The following is a 17,611-nucleotide window of genomic DNA, read 5'->3' as shown; positions in this document are numbered from 1 at the left end:
GGGCAGCGGGAGCAAAAACGAACCGGGTGTAACACGGGAGAACAATATGAAACTAGTAAAGACCCTTCTGGCAACTTCGGCAATGACCGTAGCTGCCGGTGCGGCATTCGCTGAAGCCCACGGCAACATGGCCAATGAAATGACCATCGTGAGCTGGGGTGGCGCATATCAGATGAGCCAGACCAAGGCTTATTTTGAGCCCTACAGCGCGATGAACGAAGGCCTCACCATTCTCACCGACGAAAGCTCGGGCGATGCCGTAACCAAGCTTCGCGCAATGTCCGAAGCCGGCAACGTGACCTGGGACCTCGTGGACGCTGTTGCTTCTGACGCAATGCGTCTTTGCGACGAAGGCCTTGCGATGGAAATCGACCATGACGCAATGCTTGCCCCCGCACCCGATGGCACCCCTGCGTCCGAAGACTTCGGCGACATGATCGTATCCGACTGCTTCATCCCGCAGATCGTATACTCGACCACCTTCGGCTATCGCACCGACCTTCTCCCCGAAGCTCCGGACTCGGTCTGCGCGATCTTCGACACCGAAAAGTTCCCCGGCAAGCGTTCGCTTGAAAAGCGTCCGATCGGTAACCTCGAGTGGGCTTTGATCTGTGACGGCGTTTCGATCGACGACGTTTACACCACTCTCGAAACCGAAGAAGGCGTTGCTCGCGCATTCGCCAAGCTCGACACCATCAAAGCAGACACCATCTGGTGGTCGGCTGGTGCAGAAACCCCGCAGCTTCTTGCTGACGGTGAAGCTGTCCTCGGTTCGACCTACAACGGTCGTCTCTTCTCGGCCATCGCCGAGCAGGGCCAGCCGATCGGCATGCTCTGGGATTGGCAGATGCTCGATCTCGACGGTTGGATCATCCCCGCCGGTCTTCCGGAAGATCGTCTCGCTCGCGTGATGGACTTCGTCTACTACGCAACCGACAGCCAGCGTCTTGCTGATCAGGCCAAATACATCTCGTATGGTCCGGCTCGTCAGTCGTCTGCTCCGCTCGTAGGTCAGCACGCTGAACTCGGTATCGACATGGCGCCGCACATGCCGCTCGACCCCGCAAACTCGGTGAACACCTTCCTGTTCAACTACGAGTGGTGGGCAAACTATCGCGACGACATGGACGCGAAGTTCCAGGCTTGGCTGCTCCAGTAATCTGGGCACCTTTCGCAGAGGGCCGCTTGGCCCTCTGCACCCCGCTTTGTTTTCGCAAGGCGCTTCGGCTGGGAGCGTCCCGCAAAGACAAAGGTTCACAAAGGACCTGATAAAAAGACAGGGAGCGAAAATGGCTCAAGATGACAGCACCACGGGCGGCGTGATGCTTGCCGCAGACGGCACTCCGCTTAAGAAAAGTCTCGATCGCGCATTGCGGGCGCAAAAGATCCGCGCGCTTGCGCTGATCGCACCGCTTTTGCTTTTCATCCTCGTGAGCTTTGTGTTCCCGATTGGTGAGATGCTTCTTCGTTCGGTCCAGAACACCGTCGGCACGGATTACATTCCCGACGTTCTTCCCAACGTTGTAGCAGAGCTCGAGGAGTGGGATCCCGCGTCGGGTGAAACCCCGCCCGAAGCCGTTTATCGCGCGATGGCGATCGATTTTTCGGCCGCTTTCGATAACAAGCTCCACACACAGCTCGGTCGCCGTTTCAACTATGAAACCCCGGGTATGTCGTCGCTGTTCCGCAAGTCGGGGCGTCCTGTGACCAAGCTCGACCCTGAAGGCGGCAACCTCAAGGAAGCCTTCCTCGACATCGACAAAGATTGGGGCCGTATCGATTACTGGGCCACGATCAAGTCGAACTCGGGTCGCTACACGATCAATTATTTCCTTGCCGCTTTTGACGCCGAGCGCACGCTGGACGGCATCAAGCTCAAGGACCCAGATGAGCGCGTATACCAAAAGCTGCTGCTGAGAACGCTCGGCCTCAGCCTTGTTATTACGCTCTGCACGCTGGCGCTGGGCTATCCCGTGGCCTGGTTGCTGGCGGACCTTCCGGCGCGCACCTCCAACCTGTTGCTGATCCTTGTGCTTCTGCCCTTCTGGACGTCGCTTCTGGTGCGCACCTCCGCATGGAAAATCCTACTCCAGGAACAGGGTGTCATTAACGACATCTGGATCTGGCTGGGATTCGAGGATCGTCTTTCGCTGATCAACAACCAGCTTGGTGTGATCATCGCGATGACCCATATCCTTCTGCCCTTTATGGTTCTGCCGCTCTACTCGGTGATGAAGACGATCCCGCCGTCCTATCTGCGTGCCGCCAAGTCGCTTGGTGCGACCAACACCGTCGCGTTCCTTCGGGTTTACTTCCCGCAAACGACGCCCGGTATCGGGGCAGGTGGACTTCTCGTGTTCATCCTTGCAGTCGGCTACTTCATCACCCCCGAACTCGTGGGCGGTGCAGACGGCACGTTCATTTCGAACCGCATCTACTACCAGTTCTCGGCCTCGGGTAACTGGGGACTTGCAGCCGCGCTCGGCACGGTGATGCTCGTGGTGGTTCTGGTTCTCTACTACATCTACGACAAGCTTGTCGGCGTCGATAACGTGAAGCTGGGGTAAAAGATTATGGCAACCACTCTCCAACCCTATGCAACAACCGGTCAGCGGATTTGGTTCTATACCTTCCGCGTGATCTGTGGGCTGATCTTCTTCTATCTGATCTTCCCGATCCTTGTTGTGATCCCGCTGTCCTTCAACTCTCAGGACTTCTTCACCTTTACGCCAGAGATGCTGCGGCTTGATCCCGATGGGTTCTCGCTCAAGCATTATCGCGACTTCTTTGGTGAAAACGGCGACTACAGCTGGCTTCAGGCGTTCGGCAACTCGATCAAGATCGCACCGCTTGCAACGCTCATCTCGGTCAGCCTCGGGACCTTGGCCGCGATCGGCTTGACCCAGCCGCATGTGCCGTTCAAACGCCAGATCACAGCGCTCCTGATCTCGCCGATGATTGTTCCCCTGATCATCACCTCGGCCGGTATGTTCTTTTTTTATGCGAACATCGGGCTTCAGGGGACGTTCGCGGGCGTTGTTCTTGCGCATGCTGCGCTTGGTATTCCGTTCGTGATCATCACTGTGACCGCGACCCTGTCGGGTTTTGATACCTCGCTGACCCGTGCGGCTGCGAATATGGGGGCCGACCCGCTGACCACATTCTTCCGCGTTCAGATGCCTCTGATCCTTCCTGGTGTGATTTCGGGTGGTCTCTTTGCCTTCATCACCTCGTTCGACGAAGTGGTTGTGGTTCTTCTCGTCGGTTCGGCAGGTCAAAAGACCCTGCCGTGGCAGATGTTCATCGGTCTGCGCGAACAGATCAGCCCGACCATCCTCGCCGTTGCGACGATCCTTGTGGTGGTCTCGATCGGCCTCTTGACCACCGTGGAAATGCTTCGCCGCCGCTCCGAGCGTCTGCGCGGTATGTCGCCAACCTGATCGGCACGCTTTCATCCAAAAGAAAACGCCGGCTCTTTGGGCCGGCGTTTTTGTTTGTCCGGAACGCGCGCTGGTCCTAGGGGATGATCAAGAGCCAGCCCCACACGGTGAGGATCGAAGCGGCAGTTGCGATCAGAACAGTCGAGGCGGCAACACGCATTGCGCGTTGATACATGTTCGCGAAGAGGAACGCATTCACACCGGGGGCCATCGATGCCGTCAGTACCGCCGAACGGAACTCACCTTGGGTGATCCCGAGCCATTTGCCCATGGTCCATGTCACCGTCGGGTGAATGATGAGGGAAACGAAAACCATGAAGAGAATGGCGCGCATGTCGCCCTCGGGGCGATAGCGATAAAGCACGCCGCCCAGAGCGAAAAGCGCCGCAGGAAGACCCGCTCTTGTCATAAGGCCGATGGCGTCCCAGAGGACATTGGGCAAAGGAATGTTACCAAGATTTACGATGGCGCCCAGCGTGATCCCGACGATCAACGCATTGTGGAACATGGCATTGAGAACCTTGCCCGGAAGCTTGGCAAGCGATCCGCCCTTGTTCTGGGTGATCTCCATCGCCGTGATGCCGATGGCATAGCAAAGCGGCGAGTGGATCGCGATGATCGCAAAGTTGGAGACGAGAGCATCTGCGCCATAAGCTCGTTCGGTGATCGGAACGCCAAGAAGGAGCGAGTTGGAAAAGAGACCGATGAAGCCAAAGGCAATCGCATCTTCCCAAGAGCGCTTGAAGATGAAGCGTCCCCCCAGCATGCCGACGACAAAACCTGTGATCGCACCCGTATAAAAGCTCACCAGCAAGGGCAGGTTGAAATTCTGACCGATGTCAAGCTTGGCCACCCCAGTGAAGAGAAGGCAGGGAATTGCAAAGTTCTGGGCGAACTTCATGACGAAGGTGACGCCTTCGTCGGGAAATAACTTGCGCCAAACGGCGAGATAGCCCGCGCCGATCACGATGAAAACGGGCAGGATAACGTCTATGAGAGCGCCCATAGTGGGACCTTTGTGCTGAAATGCCTAGAGCGGCAGGGTGATGGTCATGCCGTCAAAGGCGGGGTCGATGTGGTCTGGCGTTTCGGCCGCCACATCCGCGTAATCGAGATCGATATGCATATTGGTAAGAACCGCCCGCTTGGGCTTGACCCGTTCGATCCACTCCAGCGTCTGGGCCAGGTGGGAATGGGTAGGGTGCGGCGTGCGGCGAAGCGCATCGACGACCCAGACATCGAGACCTTCCAGAACGGGCCAGACGTCGTCGGGAATATGAGCCACATCAGGCAGATAGGCGAGCCCATGGATGCGGAAACCCAGAGCGTCGATCGATCCGTGGTTGACCTGGAACGGCTCGAAAGTAATCGGGCCGCCTTTGCCCGTAATCTCGAAGGGTGCGTCGATGCTGTTGAGATCACATATCGGTGGATAGGGGGACCCTTTGGGCTGAACAAAGGCATAGCCGAAGCGCGAGAGCAGCGCGTCCGAGGTATCACCATCGGCCCAGACCTGCAGCCTTGCGCGGGTGTTGAACACAATCTGCCGAAGGTCGTCGATACCGTGCACGTGGTCGGCATGCGAATGGGTCATAACCACGGCGTCGATCTCGCCGACTTCGGCGTCGATGAGCTGTTGGCGCATGTCGGGCGAGGTGTCGATCAGGACGCGGGTCACACCTTCGGAGCCAAAGCGGGTGACCAGAGCTGAGCAACGCGTGCGGCGGTTCTTCGGGTTGGCGGGATCGCATTCGCCCCAAAACCCGCCGATACGCGGCACGCCGCCCGAAGAGCCACAGCCAAGGATACGGAACTCGATGCGATCACTCATGCGGAAGCCTTTGTAAACAGGCGGTCGAAATTGGCCGTGGTTGCGGTGGCGAAGTCTTCATAGCTTATCCCGAACACCTCGGCACCGACGGCGGCGGTGTGAGCGGTGTAAGCCGGCTCGTTCCGTTTGCCGCGATAGGGCTTGGGTGCAAGGTAGGGGCTGTCGGTTTCTACAAGAATGCGGTCCAGCGGGGCAGCGGCGAAAATATCACGGACCTCTTGGCTTTTGGGGAAAGTCGCAATGCCGGACATCGAGAGATAGAACCCCAGATCAAGCATTTGGCGGGCAAGCTCTGGACCCGAAGAAAAGCAATGCATGACGCAGGAATACGCCCCTTTGCGGAATTCATCGGTCAGGATCGCGGCCATATCTTCATCCGCCGAACGCGAATGGATGATAAGCGGAAGGCCCGTTTCGCGCGCCGCTTCGATGTGGATACGAAGCGATGTTTTCTGGATCTCGGCGCTTTCGGCGGTGTAGTAATAATCCAGCCCCGTTTCGCCGATGCCGACCATCTTGGGATGCTGTGCCACTTCGACGAGCCGCTCGACCGTCATCAGGGGTTCAGAGGCGGCGCTCATCGGGTGGATGCCGAAGGCATAATAAACAGGTGCGAATTTCTCGGCGATCGCACGAACCTTTGGTTCGTTCTGGGTCTTGGTGCAAATGGTGACCATGCGCTCGACGCCCGCCGCGACGGCACGCGCCACGACCTCGTCGACCTCTCCTTCGAAATCGGGAAAGTCGAGATGGCAGTGGCTGTCTACGATGCGTGCAAGTGTCATGAATGGGGTCCGGCGCTTGTTATGCGGCGACCTGAACCGCCGTTTTCTCAATCCTAAGAACCATATCAAGGATCAGGGCGGAAGGGTCAAGGTTCACCGCCCGCCCTTGGCGCACGCGGGCACTCAGATCTTGTTGAAGTTCGGCCCAAGCGCGGGCCGCAACATCGGTCGGTGAAAGACGGGCCAGAAGACGCGCTTCGCCCTGAGCGCCTTGGGTCGAAGGCTCGCCCAAAAGGCCTGCACGGGCGGCACGCGCAAGAAAGACGTCGATCAAATCGACCATCATGGGAAAACGGGTTTCGGCATTCTTGCCGGCGCAGCTTTCGGCCAGCTTGATTGCCGCGTTGCGATCCATGCGCGGCATGCCTTCGAAGAGCGACACGATCTCGTGATAGAGTTGGAGGCCATCGTGGTTGACCAAGCGGATCGCTTCGCCGACCGAACCTCCTGCCAGCGTGGCGAGGGCTTCGCCGCCATCGGTCATGATCCCCGCTTGGGCCATGGCATCGGCGGTGTCCTGCGCCCCCAAAGGGGCACAGCGCAGCTCTCGGCACCGCGAGCGGATCGTGGGAAGAAGGCGCGAGGGCTGATGCGCGATCAACAGGATCGTTGTGTTCGCTGGGGGTTCCTCGAGTTCTTTGAGGATCGCGTTCGCGGCATTGCGGTTCATCTCGTCTGCGGCATCGACGATCACAACGCGGCGGCCACCATCTGCGGCAGACATATGGAAGAAATTCTTGACGCCGCGCACCGCATCGACAGTGATCTCGGAGCGGAGTTTGCCCGATTTTTCGTCATAGGGACGTCGGACCAGAAAAAGACGGGGATGCGCCCCCGATTGAACAAGCCGCGCATCTGGATGATCCGCAGATACATAGAGCGACGTCGGGGGAGGCGGTGCATCACCGAAGAGACCACCTTCCTGCGGCGGCTCGGCAAGAAGGAAGGTCGCGATCTTCCACGCAAGCGTTGCCTTGCCGACGCCCTTTGGCCCTGTGATCAGCCAGCCTGAGTGAAGACGGCCCGAGGTATAGGCCTCGAGAAAATCCGCTTCCGCGCGCTCTTGGCCAAAGACCCTGTCTGTTTCGCGCGGGTGGGGGGCACCCTCGATCCGATCGGGTTCGGGCAGGGCGTCGCTCATAGCTCGATCCCGAGCCGGTCTGCGGCAAAGGCAGCAACCTCCGAGGCCACGGCCTCGAGCGATCTGTTGCCGTCGACAACGATGCAGCGTTCGGGGAAATCCCGTGCGAGCGCAAGAAAGCCGTGACGGAGCGTTTCTTGAAAGCCGAGGCCGAAATCTTCGAACCGGTCCTCTCCAGAGTTGCGCGCGAGGCCACGCTCGAGAGCAACTTTGGGGTCCATGTCGATGATGAAGGTAAGGTCGGGCTCTTTGCCGATCATGAGGCTATGGAGCTTGTCGACGGTGCCGCGCAAATCGCCGCGCGTTGCGCCCTGATAAACACGTGTGGAATCCGCAAAGCGGTCGGAAATCACGCATTTTCCCTGTGCCAAAGCCGGCTGGATCGTCTTTTCAAGATGATCACGGCGCGCAGCGGTAAAGAGAAGGATCTCGGTTTCTGCGGACCAGCGGTCAGGTTCCCCTTGGAGGAGGAGGGCGCGGATTTCTTCGGCGCCCGAACTGCCACCGGGTTCGCGGGTCCTCAGGACATCAACGCCAGAAGCGCTCAACCTTTCGCACAGACGCACAGCTTGGGTCGATTTGCCCGAACCGTCGATCCCTTCGAAAGTAATGAAAATCCCTTGGCCTTGCTCTGCCATGGATCAGCCTTCGACCTCTGCCTCGGGCAGAAGCTTGCCGAGGATGACCTTGGCCGCGGTCGAGAGTTTGACACCGAAGCCGCCGTTCGCCACTGCGTTTTCCGCCACTAGCGGGACGCGGGTTTCAGGCAGACCTTCAAGCGTGATAACCAATTCGCCGAGTTGCTGACCCGCAGCAACAGGCGCAGAAATCGGGCTATCGAAAACCACTTGGGCATCAAAGTCGTTGCCGCCCAATGCAGGGACCAGAAGGTTCACGTCTTCGGCGACAGTGAGCCCGACGGTTGCAGCTTCCCCCATCCAGACGCTGGCATCAGCAAGACGCGTTCCGGCGCGAGCTACGTTCTTCTGGGCGAACTGGCGAAACGCCCAATTGATGATCTTGCTCGATTCTTCGGCCCGTTGCGCGGCGCTTTCAAGGCCGGTGATCACGAAAATGATGCGGCGATCCCCTTGTTTGGCCGATCCCACAAGGCCGTAGCCTGCTTCCATCGTATGTCCTGTCTTGAGACCGTCAGCGCCCAGTCCCAGACCGAGGATCGGGTTGCGGTTCTGGCTGTTCGAGGGCACGCGACCGTCGAACAGGAACTCTTGCTCCGAAAACAGCGGATAGAATGTGGGGAAGTCCGAAATCAGTCGGTCGGCCAGAATACCAAGGTCACGGACCGACATGCGCTGCCCGATGGCAGGCCAGCCGTTCGAGTTTGCAAAAGTCGAGTTCATCATGCCGAGCTGTTTTGCCCGTTCGGTCATCATGCGCGCAAAACCGGCCTCGGTTCCATCCGGCGACAGAGCTTCTGCGATCACCGTGCTGGCGTCATTGCCCGAAAGGATGATGATCCCGCGAAGGAGATCTTCGACCCGAACCCGTTCGCCCGAGCGCAGGAACATGCTCGATCCGGTGTAGGACATGGCATGTTCCGAGACGGTCAGCTCTTCGTTGATGTCCAGACGCCCCGATGCGATCGCTTCGAATGCCATATAGACCGTCATGAGTTTGGACATCGACGCGGGCGGCAAGGGCTCGTCTGCGTTCTTGTCGAGAAGGACGGTGTTCGTCGTCTGGTCAAAGACATAGGCCGCGCGAGCGGGCGTCTCGAAAGACTGGGCGAGGGCCGCGCCAGCGGCGACGACACAAACGACGGCATAGGCAAAAGTGCGAAGGGCAGGGATCACGGACATCGGTTCTTGGGTTCCTCTTAGTTCGTCACCGCATAGGCATCGGCAAAGCCCATGCCCTTGACCTTGGCCAAGAGATCGGCGCGCTCGGTTTCGGTCGAGGCGGGGCCGACGATCACGCGCCAGAAGGCGCGGCCTTGGCTCGATTGCTCCTTGACCGTCGGAACGATGCCCGCGCTGCGCATCTGGTCGGCTGTGCGGGTCGCGTTTTCCTCGACGCTGAAAATGCCAAGCTGGATATAGGGTTTGGTCAGCGTGCTGCTGGCAGGCTGTGCAACGGGCGCAGCCACAACGGGCGGAGCATCGATTGCGCTCGTTTGAACGCTTTCGGCGGCGTCAATCGCAGCGGCAGCGCCTGCAACCGGATCGAGTGCGGTCGAGGTCACTTCGGTCGGGGCTTCGAAATCGACAACCGCCGAATTCGCCGTTTCGGTCACTTCTTCGCGGCGCAAAGCGACGACTTGAAGCTCAACAGGCGCACCGGCAAGCATCTCGAGCGCGGCAGCCGCATCCGACGACACCTGAAGTGCGGGGCCGGGGTTTTCACGTTCGCGGCGGAAGAGCGCACCGATCACGAATTTGCCGTTGGACTGGTTGCGGATGATCACGCGCTCGGGGTCGAGCACATCGGGGTGCGCAACCCAAACACCGCCGAGAGACGGACGACCGTCCCAAAGGCCTTTTTCGGTCACTTGAAAGACTTCGGGAGCCTCGATGTCACGCTCTACCAGTTGCACCGATTGCGCGGGTGCATCGCTTGGCGTCGCATCGCTTTGGCCAAAGGGAAGTCCGCCACCCTGGCATCCCGCCAGCACAAAGAGTGCAACAGCAGGGACTGCCGTGGTTTTGAGAAGTTGGGACAGTTTGCTCGTCATGTGTCTCTCATTGCCTCGAATGAAGCTCACGCTTTGCTCGGAGCTTCTTTGTTTTTGCGATTGGTCTCGCTATCTTTGGCGATCATAACGCTAGGCACCTGTTATTGAAAGTGCGCAAGAAGCGGGATGCGCGGATTTCCCCAAGGTGTGATTGGACCTTTCAGAATCGCACTGCCTTGGGTATGCCCGCCCGCAACGGAAGTGTGGCCGAGTGGTTTAAGGCTCTGGTCTTGAAAACCAGCGTAGGGGAAACTCTACCGTGGGTTCGAATCCCACCGCTTCCGCCAGTTCCTGCTTTTAGTTCGGATACACTTTAGCCCAAAGGCTAAGTTGGCTTCTCGTGAACATCAGGAAAATGCCTCGCTCAACCCCACCCTTTCAAGAATCTGGGGTATCTTCTGTTTGACCTTGAAGAACCCTGCTGTGGCATAGGGCCAGATCGCTTTGTCCCAGGGTCGCTGCCATTCGCAGAGCGCGATGCCTTCTTTGACCAGGGCGCGCTCGGATTGGTCCAACCAGTCGCGCAGCGGGCCACGCGTGATGAAGGGGGTTACGATTTGGGTGGCGCCTGCCTCTTTGGCCCAACGGACGAGGGCGGCCGGATCGGTCGCGGTCAGTCTGACGGGCGTGATCCCGAGACGGGTCGCAGTGTCGTTGAGTGCCCCTTTTTCGAACTCAAGCACGAGATCCGAGACAGGCAGGGGCGAGCGCAAAAGACCCGACTGAAGCGTGGCGGTCGTTCTGATATCCATAGCCGAAAGATCGAAATCCTCGATCCTGCAATCTTCGTCGGTGATCAGCAAAGCGGTCGGCTGGCTTGTCTTTGGTGAAATGGGTGTTCGAAGGGGGTGAAGGCTTGGAAGCCCGTCGGGTTCTGTTGCTTCCAGGCCTTGTGTGACCTCCGCCAGATCGCTCTGGCGCGGATCGAAACGTCCTGCGGTGAAGGCTGCGATATTTTGCGCAGTCGCGGGGTAGGGCTTGCCACGAGTGTGCAAGCCGGCAACCCACCGCCATCCAAGCGTGTTCGAGGCAGCGTCGCCGTCGAGAAGGTGGCGATAGAAAAAATCCGCACCGACCCTCCAGGGAAGTCCGAGTGTGAAAATCCAGATAGAAGCAAACCACATGCGGGCGTGGTTATGCAGATACCCCGTCTCGACAAGCTCGCTTGCCCAAGCGTCAAAATAGGGAAGTCCGGTTTGTCCCTCCGTCGCACGGGTCACGTCGCGTTTGAGCCTGCGATCAAGCTCGATGGCATTCAGGTCGGCCTCCAAGCCATTGAGATAGCTGGCCCAAACTTGGGGGCGATGTTCGAGCCATCCTTTGAAATATCCTCGCCAGACGACTTCCTGGACGAATTTTTCGGAATCGATGGGGCCATGGGCCGCGAGCGCTGCGGCAACGGTTTCCTCTTCGAGCACCAGTCGGCGGCGGATATAAGGGGAGAGGACCGACACGGCTTTGTGCTGACCGGGGCCATGATCCGTGTTGCGTCCATTGGCATAGCGCCGCCCCATGCGGGGCGTGAATGCAGCAAGGATCTCTTCGCCTGCGGCTCTGGTCGGGATCATGGTGTTCATCTTGCCCACATCGTTCTTGACGATGCTGGAGCTAAGGCGCGTCCGCGCAGTTTCAACTCTCGTCAACACTGCGCGGCTTTTTCACAGCAAAGCCGTTCTCAGGAAAGAAGGAGGCTTCGCGGGTAAGGTGAGTGATCAGTCGTCGTCATCGTGCCCACGGTCGTCATTCCCGTGGTCGTCATTCCCGTGGTCGTCGTCACCGTCGTCGTTGTCGTCATCACTTTCGTCGTGGCCACCGTCGTCGTTGTGATCGTTGTCGCTGCTTTCGTAGTGATCATCCGAGCTGGTGTTGAACGAGTGATCGTCGCTTTCTGAGCTACTATTCTCGCTGAATTCATAGCGGTCGTGGCCGTCGTCGCCATTGTCATCATCGGCGTGGTTGCTCTCTTGATACTCCGAGCGGGTTTCGGTGCGGTCGTCATCGTCATTCGCGTCGAAGGCATCATCGTCACTCTCGCGATACTCTTCGCGCACCGTTGCTTGGGTTTGGGTGATGTTCTGAACGTTTTGGCTATAATCGGTTTCGCTTTCGATCTGGGCGCGCTCGCTTACAATTGCCCCGTCGGAATTCGACAATTGAAGTTCGAGCTTGGTGTAATTCGGACCGTAGGCCTCGATTTGCGTGCGGAACAGGCCACGAGAGACTTCGAAATGGGTATAGCCCTGTGCGAAAAGCTCTTGGATTTTCGCTTCGACAAAATCCTGAGCGAATGCAGGGGTCGTTAACATCACGAATGAGAACAGCGCGGAGGTCAATTTCAGTTTTGTCATCTTCTTACCTTTCGGGTCGTATTCCATATTGGGGCCGAGCTTTGACGCGTTCGGCATCTTGCTCGGTGATGGGTTGAAGATGACCTCGCTACTCCAAACTCTCCATAGGACTAAGGCTTGTATCGGTGCTATTGGGGGCGCATAATCCAAAGTCGTATGCGTTTCCAAGGTTCTGAAAATATGAGAATAAATCAGGTTTGGTCGAAATCGGACCATCGTCCTATGAGCCGAAACGCCGTTTTTGCCGGCATGGGTATACTTTTGAGTTCAATGGCCTTCTTCGGGTTTGATGTCGTTTCCGACATCTCTGCACACGTTCTTGGGGGGCTATCCTACACGCGCTCGGACCTCGTCCATCTTGTGTTCGAAGTCCTGGCGGTGACGGGTTTGGGCTATGCCGTCGTCACACTCAGAGCCTATCACCTCCTGCTTCGGGCCGAGGCAGAGGCCACGAAAGACACCATCCAGATGTTGCGTGGAAACTTTGACGAGGTGCTGCAAAACAAGTTCGAGGATTGGGGTCTCACTCTTGCAGAGCGCGATGTGACCCTTTTGATCATTCGCGGGCTCAGCGTTGCCGAGATCGCTTCGGCGCGGAGCACCGCACAGGGAACCATCAAGACGCAATCGACCTCGATCTTCAGGAAGATCGGCGTCCGCTCGAAGACCGAACTTATGAGTGTGATCATCGACGAATTCCTCGACGGTAAGCCTGCTTCCTGATCGCAGACTTTGACGCTTGGCATCCGTTTGCGGTGTGCGGCTATGCACCAAGAAGAAGTCGACTTGTCCGAGACGGCGCGAGCCGCCAAAGGAGCCGCAACAGACGGGTTTGACCGACCCACGTTTCGGTCTGTCTTCTTCTGAGGCCATTTAGGATCGCACTGGCGGCAGCTTCAGCCGAAATCTTGCCGCGTCCTCTGCCTTTGGTCATGTCGGTGTCGACCAACGGCAAATATGTTTCGTTCACCAATAAATTGGGCAAACCGCGCGTGGAGCCGCGAAGCGACACTGTTGCATTCCTGAGTGCGGCTTTTGCCGCGCAATAAGCAGGCGCAGACACTTTCGGAGCAAGGGCCAAGGCACTGTTGATATTGCAGATAAAACCATCCTCGGCGTGTTTGATCACGTTTAGGAGGCCGTAACTCAGGTGCATCGGAGCGAGGAGATCGACTTGAATCTCGGCGGCAAAGCCCGCCGCTATTTCTTCGAGTGAAAGGGACCCCCAATCCTTCTCGGTCTGGATGGCCGCGTTGTTGATGAGCCCGCGCGGGCGCAGCTCGATCAGATCATGGATCAAGCGCATGACGGCTTCGCGGTCCGCAAGATCACAGGGGGTGAACTGGAAGCGGTCCGAAGCGTGAATTTCCGGACGCTGCCTCGCGACGCCGATAACGCTCTGACGCGAAGCGATCAGTTGGCGGGTCAGTTCCAAGCCGACACCGCGGCTCGCTCCCGTGACGATAATGGGACGGGCTTCAAGCATGGCGGAGGCTTTCTTCATAGCTTTGCCAGCCATTCTCGATCGAGGGAAGGATGGCCACGAGGTCAAAGTAAGGTTCGGCAAAGAGCGGCGTGTCCCGAAGCCGCTCGATCACCGCATGAAGTCTGCGGGGGGATGGCACCGAGAGCATCCAGATGTCCGAACAAAACGCGCTGAACGCTTCGCAGTCGAATTGTCTTACATGGACCTCTGCCACCGTGGGCATCGCTTGAGCACCAAGTGTGCGGCGATCCTCGCGGGACAAAGCCAGCCAAGAAGGGCGAGCTTGGACAAGTAGAAAAACGCTCAAGGCGTGGGGGTCCGAAGGGGTTGGCATCGGTATTCCTTTTCAGTGGTTCTTGAAGCGATATTGGTTATAGTCGAGCAAAAGCTCATGTTTTGATACTCGCATTGGAGAAGGCTTTGCCGCGCGCTTTTGAAACCCCGCCGGAGCCCCGTAAAACACCGCGTCAGAGCCGTGCGATTGCCACCTGTGACGCCATCGTGGAGGCTGCTGCTCGCATTTTGGAAGAGCTTCCAACGACAGCTCTTAACACCAACCGGATCGCTGAGCGTGCAGGCGTCAGCGTCGGAACGCTCTATCAATATTTCCCCGACAAAGAGACGATCCTTGTTGCTTTGATCCGTCGGGAACGGAAATTGCTGCTCGATCGCCTGCGCGCCATTCCCGAAGGGTCCCCGCATCCGCTCGCGGCGCTCATCAAGGTTGGGATCGAACACCAGTTCGCACGGCCGAACCTCGCGCTTGCGCTTGAAAGGATCGAGAGCACCTTGGCGCTCGACGCAGAAGCTATGCGCCTTGCCGAGGCAACCGCGCAGCGGTCGGCGGAGCTTCTTGCCGATCAGTTCGGACATTGCGACCAAACCGACTTTCTGACCGCAGTTCTGATCTCTCGTGCACTAATCAATGCTGCCGCCGAGGGGGTGCTCCCGCAGCATGACCTTGCGGAGCGTGTCGAGCGTGCTGTCCTCGGGTATCTGAACCCACGCATAGAAGCGGACCGACCACAAAGTTGATTGTGGCAGAGAGCGATGCTCTGGCGCATACTGACTGTATTCGACCAGTCGTGGAGCCTTCACTGATGACCCAATCCTTTGACCGACTTGTCGAACGGCAAATTCAAAAGGCCCTTGCCGAGGGAAAACTCCAAGGCTTGGAGGGGGAAGGTAAGCCTCTACCTGATCGTTCGAGTGAGGCTTTTGTCGATATGGCGACCGCTGTCGCCTCTCGGATCATGGCCGAAGCGGGCGCTTTGCCAGAGGAATTCAAGATCAAGAAACTGCTTGAGGCGGCAAAGCAGAGTTACCGCGATGCCCAAGGGGATGACGCCAAACGTGTCGCCATGGCTCTGATCGCGGATTTGCAACAGCGATACAACATTGCGGTCGAAGCGCGGCGGCGCTTCATGGGGTCTTGAGAAATCCGCCTTAGTGCTCGGCCATGATCGCCCGTGCTGCGTCGCGCCCCGAAAGAAGCGCGCCATGTGCCGTTCCAAAATATTCGGCAGAGGTGGCCTCGCCCGCAAAACAAATCTGTCCGTCCCAGTCCACTCCTGCCAAATTGCGGCGGGTATCAGGCCCTATGCCGACAGCATTGAAGCTATAGCTCCCGAGTGAATAGGGGTCTTGTCCCCAGCGCGAGACCTGCGCGGCGATCGGGGCGGGGAAGCCTGTTCCGAACATGGCGCGCAGTGCTTCCCATGCGGCGGCGATGGTCGCGCGATCATCCAATCCTTCGATGTCCGAAGCGGCATCGGCGGCATTGAAGCCGAGGAGCACGGGTGCCCCGAGAGATCGGGTGAGCGAGACCCATTCGCCCCAATACCCGCCTTCAGGGCCGAGCCAACCGATCCAGTCCACATCGTCAGGCCAATGCACACGCTCGAACCGGAGCCAGCATTTGTTTAGCAGGCCCATCCGCAACCCTTGGATTGCCGCCTCCCGCTCGGGCGCCAAAGGGTCGGCAAAGCGAACCCGTCCCGATTGCAGGACGCCGAGTGGGAGCGTGCAGATCACCTTTTGAGCGGCGATTGTTGTTCCATCGCTCAGCCGAACCGATCCTGCCGCAATATCGGACACCTCCGCCGAGAGGCGAATATCGAGCCCTTTGGCCAGATGGGTTGTGATCTGGTCATATCCGTTTGGAAAGAGCATGTCCTCGCCGCTGAAGACCTCGGCCTCTTGGCCATACCACGCAGACAATTGATGCGCAGGGCTTCCGTATTCCTGTTCCAGCGTGCTGTTGATAAGATAGTCTACGAGACGCTTCACATCCTGTGAGGCGGCTTTCCAAGCGGGAGAGGCTTCGAGCGCCGCTCGCACGGATATATCGCCGTCCAGACGTTCTGTCGCCTTGAGCGCGTTACTTAGGATTAGTTCAGCGGAATGCATATCGGGGCGGATTTCCCCTCCTTTCTGACCCAAGAGGATTGCAGCCTCGTAGCTCGTGGCGACGACCTTGGCGCTAGCTTCGCGCGCGAGCTCGGTTATCGGATTTCCACGGCTGCCATGAATCCAGCTCGCGCCCATATCGAGGGGCAACTTGGGCCAAAGCCGCGAAGTGTGGATGCGCCCTCCGATCCGCGAACGTGCTTCGAGAAGGGTGACGTCGTGACCCTCATCTTGCAGGCTGCGCGCGGCTGACAATCCGGCAAGTCCCGCGCCAATGATCACGATGCTTTGCTTTTCTTTGGCGGAAAGACCATGGGAAAAAGGGGCCAAAGCGCCAACGGCTCCAAGACCTTTGAGCAGATTGCGCCTGACCCTGAAGTTGCCCATGTTCAAAACCCTGAATGGAATGAGAGTAACACCTGTCGGAAAATCTTCCGCCGCCGCAACTTAGCGCAGTTCGCCTCTTGGTGGAACGTCCCACCTCGTGGGTCAGCTTTATCCGTGCCGCAATAAATCCTGCGCCTCGCGCCTAAGAATATCGGCGAGCACCTCGCTTCCGGGGCGTGGTTCGGGAAGTGGGGGTTGGATCAGGGCAATGTCTCGGGTTGCGGCAGGGTCTTCGAGCGCATGGAGGCTCACATCAGGATTGCGACGCATTTCGGTGGCTGCATATATGCTGGGGAGCACTGCGATCCCAGCGCCTGTCGCGGCCATCAGGCGGATGGCATCGAGACTCGTTCCTTCGTATTCGTCAGAGACGCGGCCGCCAGCACGCGCGGCAAGTCCCGCCACAATATGCGAAAGGCGGTGGGTCGATCCAAGGGTGAGGAGAGTTTGCCCTTTGAGGTCTCCCAAGGCGAGGGGGCGCCCAAGTCGCAAGAGCGGATGGTCTAGTGAAAGCGCAACCCAAAGCCGCTCGGTAAAGAGCGGCGCGATCCGCGATCCGGGATGGTCTTCGGGGGTCGAGATGATCATGTCGAGCCTGCCGCTCCGCAATCCTTCGTCAAGATCACGGGTGCTCTCTTCGCGAACGATAAGTCGGAAACTTGGGTGTTCCTCGTGCAATCGCCGCACAACACCAGGGAGGAGATAGGGACCTATCGACGGCAAAACCCCAAGCCGCAAGCGACCTTGAAAGATGCCTCCGCCGCGCGCCGCAGCCCGCAAGTCTTGGAGTTCATGAAGAATTTGCCGCGCGCGCCGCACGATCTCTTCGCCGACGGGCGTGATTTTGGCCCCCGCGCGTCCGCGAATGAAAAGGGTTGTGTCAAGGTCCGCCTCGACCTCGGCCAACTGTGCCGAAAGGCTGGGTTGGCTGACGTTGAGTTGCGCAGCAGCGAGCCCGATCTGGCCGGTTTCGGCGACGGCAACGATATACTCAAGCTGGCGAAGGGTGGGGCGCATTATAGCCTCAAGCTATCTAAATGATAGCTATGTTATATTTGAAATTATGTTTGGTTCAATGGATATCGCGTCACG

The 17,611-nt window shown here is 58.5% G+C and carries 18 protein-coding genes, 1 tRNA gene and 1 pseudogene; 7 read left to right on the top strand and 13 right to left on the bottom strand.

Translation table 11 applies throughout. From position 1 onward, the window contains the following. Window positions 1-46: 46 nt before the first annotated feature. The 3 genes and pseudogenes from QQG91_RS09280 to QQG91_RS09270 all read left to right on the top strand — a co-directional run. On the top strand, window positions 47-1,159 hold the full coding sequence (locus QQG91_RS09280; RefSeq protein ID WP_285769945.1) for an extracellular solute-binding protein: 1,113 nt from the start codon (window positions 47-49) through the stop codon (window positions 1,157-1,159). Window positions 1,160-1,289: 130 nt separating this feature from the next. Next, window positions 1,290-2,567, top strand: a complete 1,278-nt coding sequence (locus tag QQG91_RS09275) for an ABC transporter permease (protein ID WP_285769944.1) — start codon at window positions 1,290-1,292, stop codon at window positions 2,565-2,567. Window positions 2,568-2,585: 18 nt separating this feature from the next. Further along, window positions 2,586-3,440, top strand: a pseudogene (locus QQG91_RS09270) (ABC transporter permease); the annotation flags it as partial. A gap of 76 nt (window positions 3,441-3,516) precedes the next feature. Here the strand turns inward: QQG91_RS09270 and QQG91_RS09265 are convergent. From QQG91_RS09265 to QQG91_RS09235, 7 genes are read right to left on the bottom strand one after another with little or no spacing between them, the layout of a single operon-like run. After that, window positions 3,517-4,446, bottom strand: a complete 930-nt coding sequence (locus QQG91_RS09265; protein ID WP_285769943.1) for an AEC family transporter — start codon at window positions 4,444-4,446, stop codon at window positions 3,517-3,519. Between the two features lie 24 nt (window positions 4,447-4,470). After that, a complete protein-coding gene (locus tag QQG91_RS09260) occupies window positions 4,471-5,271 on the bottom strand; it encodes an MBL fold metallo-hydrolase (protein ID WP_285769942.1) in 801 nt (266 codons plus the stop codon). Further along, entirely contained in the window at window positions 5,268-6,056 is a 789-nt protein-coding gene (locus tag QQG91_RS09255; protein ID WP_285769941.1) for a TatD family hydrolase, read from the bottom strand. The genes QQG91_RS09260 and QQG91_RS09255 overlap by 4 nt, the downstream gene beginning before the upstream one ends. A 19-nt stretch (window positions 6,057-6,075) precedes the next feature. Beyond that, window positions 6,076-7,197 (bottom strand): DNA polymerase III subunit delta', encoded by a 1,122-nt coding sequence (locus QQG91_RS09250; RefSeq protein ID WP_285769940.1) that lies wholly within the window; start codon window positions 7,195-7,197, stop codon window positions 6,076-6,078. Then, on the bottom strand, window positions 7,194-7,835 hold the full coding sequence (tmk, locus tag QQG91_RS09245; protein ID WP_285769939.1) for a dTMP kinase: 642 nt from the start codon (window positions 7,833-7,835) through the stop codon (window positions 7,194-7,196). Before tmk ends, QQG91_RS09250 begins: the two co-directional genes overlap by 4 nt. Before the next feature lie 3 nt (window positions 7,836-7,838). After that, window positions 7,839-9,017 carry a D-alanyl-D-alanine carboxypeptidase family protein gene (locus tag QQG91_RS09240; protein WP_285769938.1) on the bottom strand — a complete coding sequence of 393 codons (1,179 nt, stop codon included), beginning with the start codon at window positions 9,015-9,017 and terminating at the stop codon, window positions 7,839-7,841. Window positions 9,018-9,034: 17 nt separating this feature from the next. Then, on the bottom strand, window positions 9,035-9,889 hold the full coding sequence (locus QQG91_RS09235) for an SPOR domain-containing protein (protein WP_285769937.1): 855 nt from the start codon (window positions 9,887-9,889) through the stop codon (window positions 9,035-9,037). Between the two features lie 197 nt (window positions 9,890-10,086). Between QQG91_RS09235 and QQG91_RS09230 the strand changes: the two genes are divergently transcribed. After that, window positions 10,087-10,176 (top strand) — tRNA-Ser (locus QQG91_RS09230). Window positions 10,177-10,236: 60 nt separating this feature from the next. On the opposite strand, the gene QQG91_RS09225 is transcribed toward QQG91_RS09230, so the two are convergent. Together QQG91_RS09225 and QQG91_RS09220 are read right to left on the bottom strand one after the other, a co-directional pair. After that, window positions 10,237-11,466: an FAD-binding domain-containing protein gene (locus tag QQG91_RS09225; protein ID WP_285769936.1), complete on the bottom strand. Its 1,230-nt coding sequence runs from the start codon at window positions 11,464-11,466 to the stop codon at window positions 10,237-10,239. A gap of 135 nt (window positions 11,467-11,601) precedes the next feature. Beyond that, on the bottom strand, window positions 11,602-12,237 hold the full coding sequence (locus QQG91_RS09220; protein ID WP_285769935.1) for a hypothetical protein: 636 nt from the start codon (window positions 12,235-12,237) through the stop codon (window positions 11,602-11,604). A 222-nt stretch (window positions 12,238-12,459) separates the two neighbouring features. Between QQG91_RS09220 and QQG91_RS09215 the strand changes: the two genes are divergently transcribed. Beyond that, window positions 12,460-12,960: a helix-turn-helix transcriptional regulator gene (locus QQG91_RS09215; protein ID WP_285769934.1), complete on the top strand. Its 501-nt coding sequence runs from the start codon at window positions 12,460-12,462 to the stop codon at window positions 12,958-12,960. Window positions 12,961-13,000: 40 nt separating this feature from the next. Here the strand turns inward: QQG91_RS09215 and QQG91_RS09210 are convergent, their stop codons facing one another. Both QQG91_RS09210 and QQG91_RS09205 read right to left on the bottom strand, forming a co-directional pair. Next, on the bottom strand, window positions 13,001-13,756 hold the full coding sequence (locus QQG91_RS09210) for an SDR family NAD(P)-dependent oxidoreductase (RefSeq protein ID WP_285769933.1): 756 nt from the start codon (window positions 13,754-13,756) through the stop codon (window positions 13,001-13,003). Further along, window positions 13,716-14,030: a darcynin family protein gene (locus QQG91_RS09205; RefSeq protein WP_285769932.1), complete on the bottom strand. Its 315-nt coding sequence runs from the start codon at window positions 14,028-14,030 to the stop codon at window positions 13,716-13,718. The genes QQG91_RS09210 and QQG91_RS09205 overlap by 41 nt, the downstream gene beginning before the upstream one ends. A 113-nt stretch (window positions 14,031-14,143) precedes the next feature. Here QQG91_RS09205 and QQG91_RS09200 point away from each other — a divergent pair, with 113 nt between their 5' ends. Further along, window positions 14,144-14,758 carry a TetR/AcrR family transcriptional regulator gene (locus QQG91_RS09200; RefSeq protein WP_285769931.1) on the top strand — a complete coding sequence of 205 codons (615 nt, stop codon included), beginning with the start codon at window positions 14,144-14,146 and terminating at the stop codon, window positions 14,756-14,758. A 65-nt stretch (window positions 14,759-14,823) separates the two neighbouring features. Continuing rightward, window positions 14,824-15,159, top strand: a complete 336-nt coding sequence (locus QQG91_RS09195; RefSeq protein ID WP_285769930.1) for a DnaJ family domain-containing protein — start codon at window positions 14,824-14,826, stop codon at window positions 15,157-15,159. Between the two features lie 10 nt (window positions 15,160-15,169). Here QQG91_RS09195 and QQG91_RS09190 read toward each other — a convergent pair whose 3' ends face one another. Both QQG91_RS09190 and QQG91_RS09185 read right to left on the bottom strand, forming a co-directional pair. Next, window positions 15,170-16,519 carry a flavin monoamine oxidase family protein gene (locus QQG91_RS09190; RefSeq protein ID WP_285769929.1) on the bottom strand — a complete coding sequence of 450 codons (1,350 nt, stop codon included), beginning with the start codon at window positions 16,517-16,519 and terminating at the stop codon, window positions 15,170-15,172. 108 nt (window positions 16,520-16,627) lie between these two features. Then, complete coding sequence (locus tag QQG91_RS09185; protein ID WP_285769928.1) at window positions 16,628-17,536, bottom strand: hydrogen peroxide-inducible genes activator; 909 nt, start codon at window positions 17,534-17,536, stop codon at window positions 16,628-16,630. Window positions 17,537-17,611 lie beyond the last annotated feature (75 nt).

This window comes from Marivivens sp. LCG002 (assembly GCF_030264275.1).
In the GTDB taxonomy this organism is placed as follows: Bacteria; Pseudomonadota; Alphaproteobacteria; order Rhodobacterales; family Rhodobacteraceae; genus Marivivens.
This window is presented reverse-complemented; position numbering and strand designations above follow the sequence as displayed.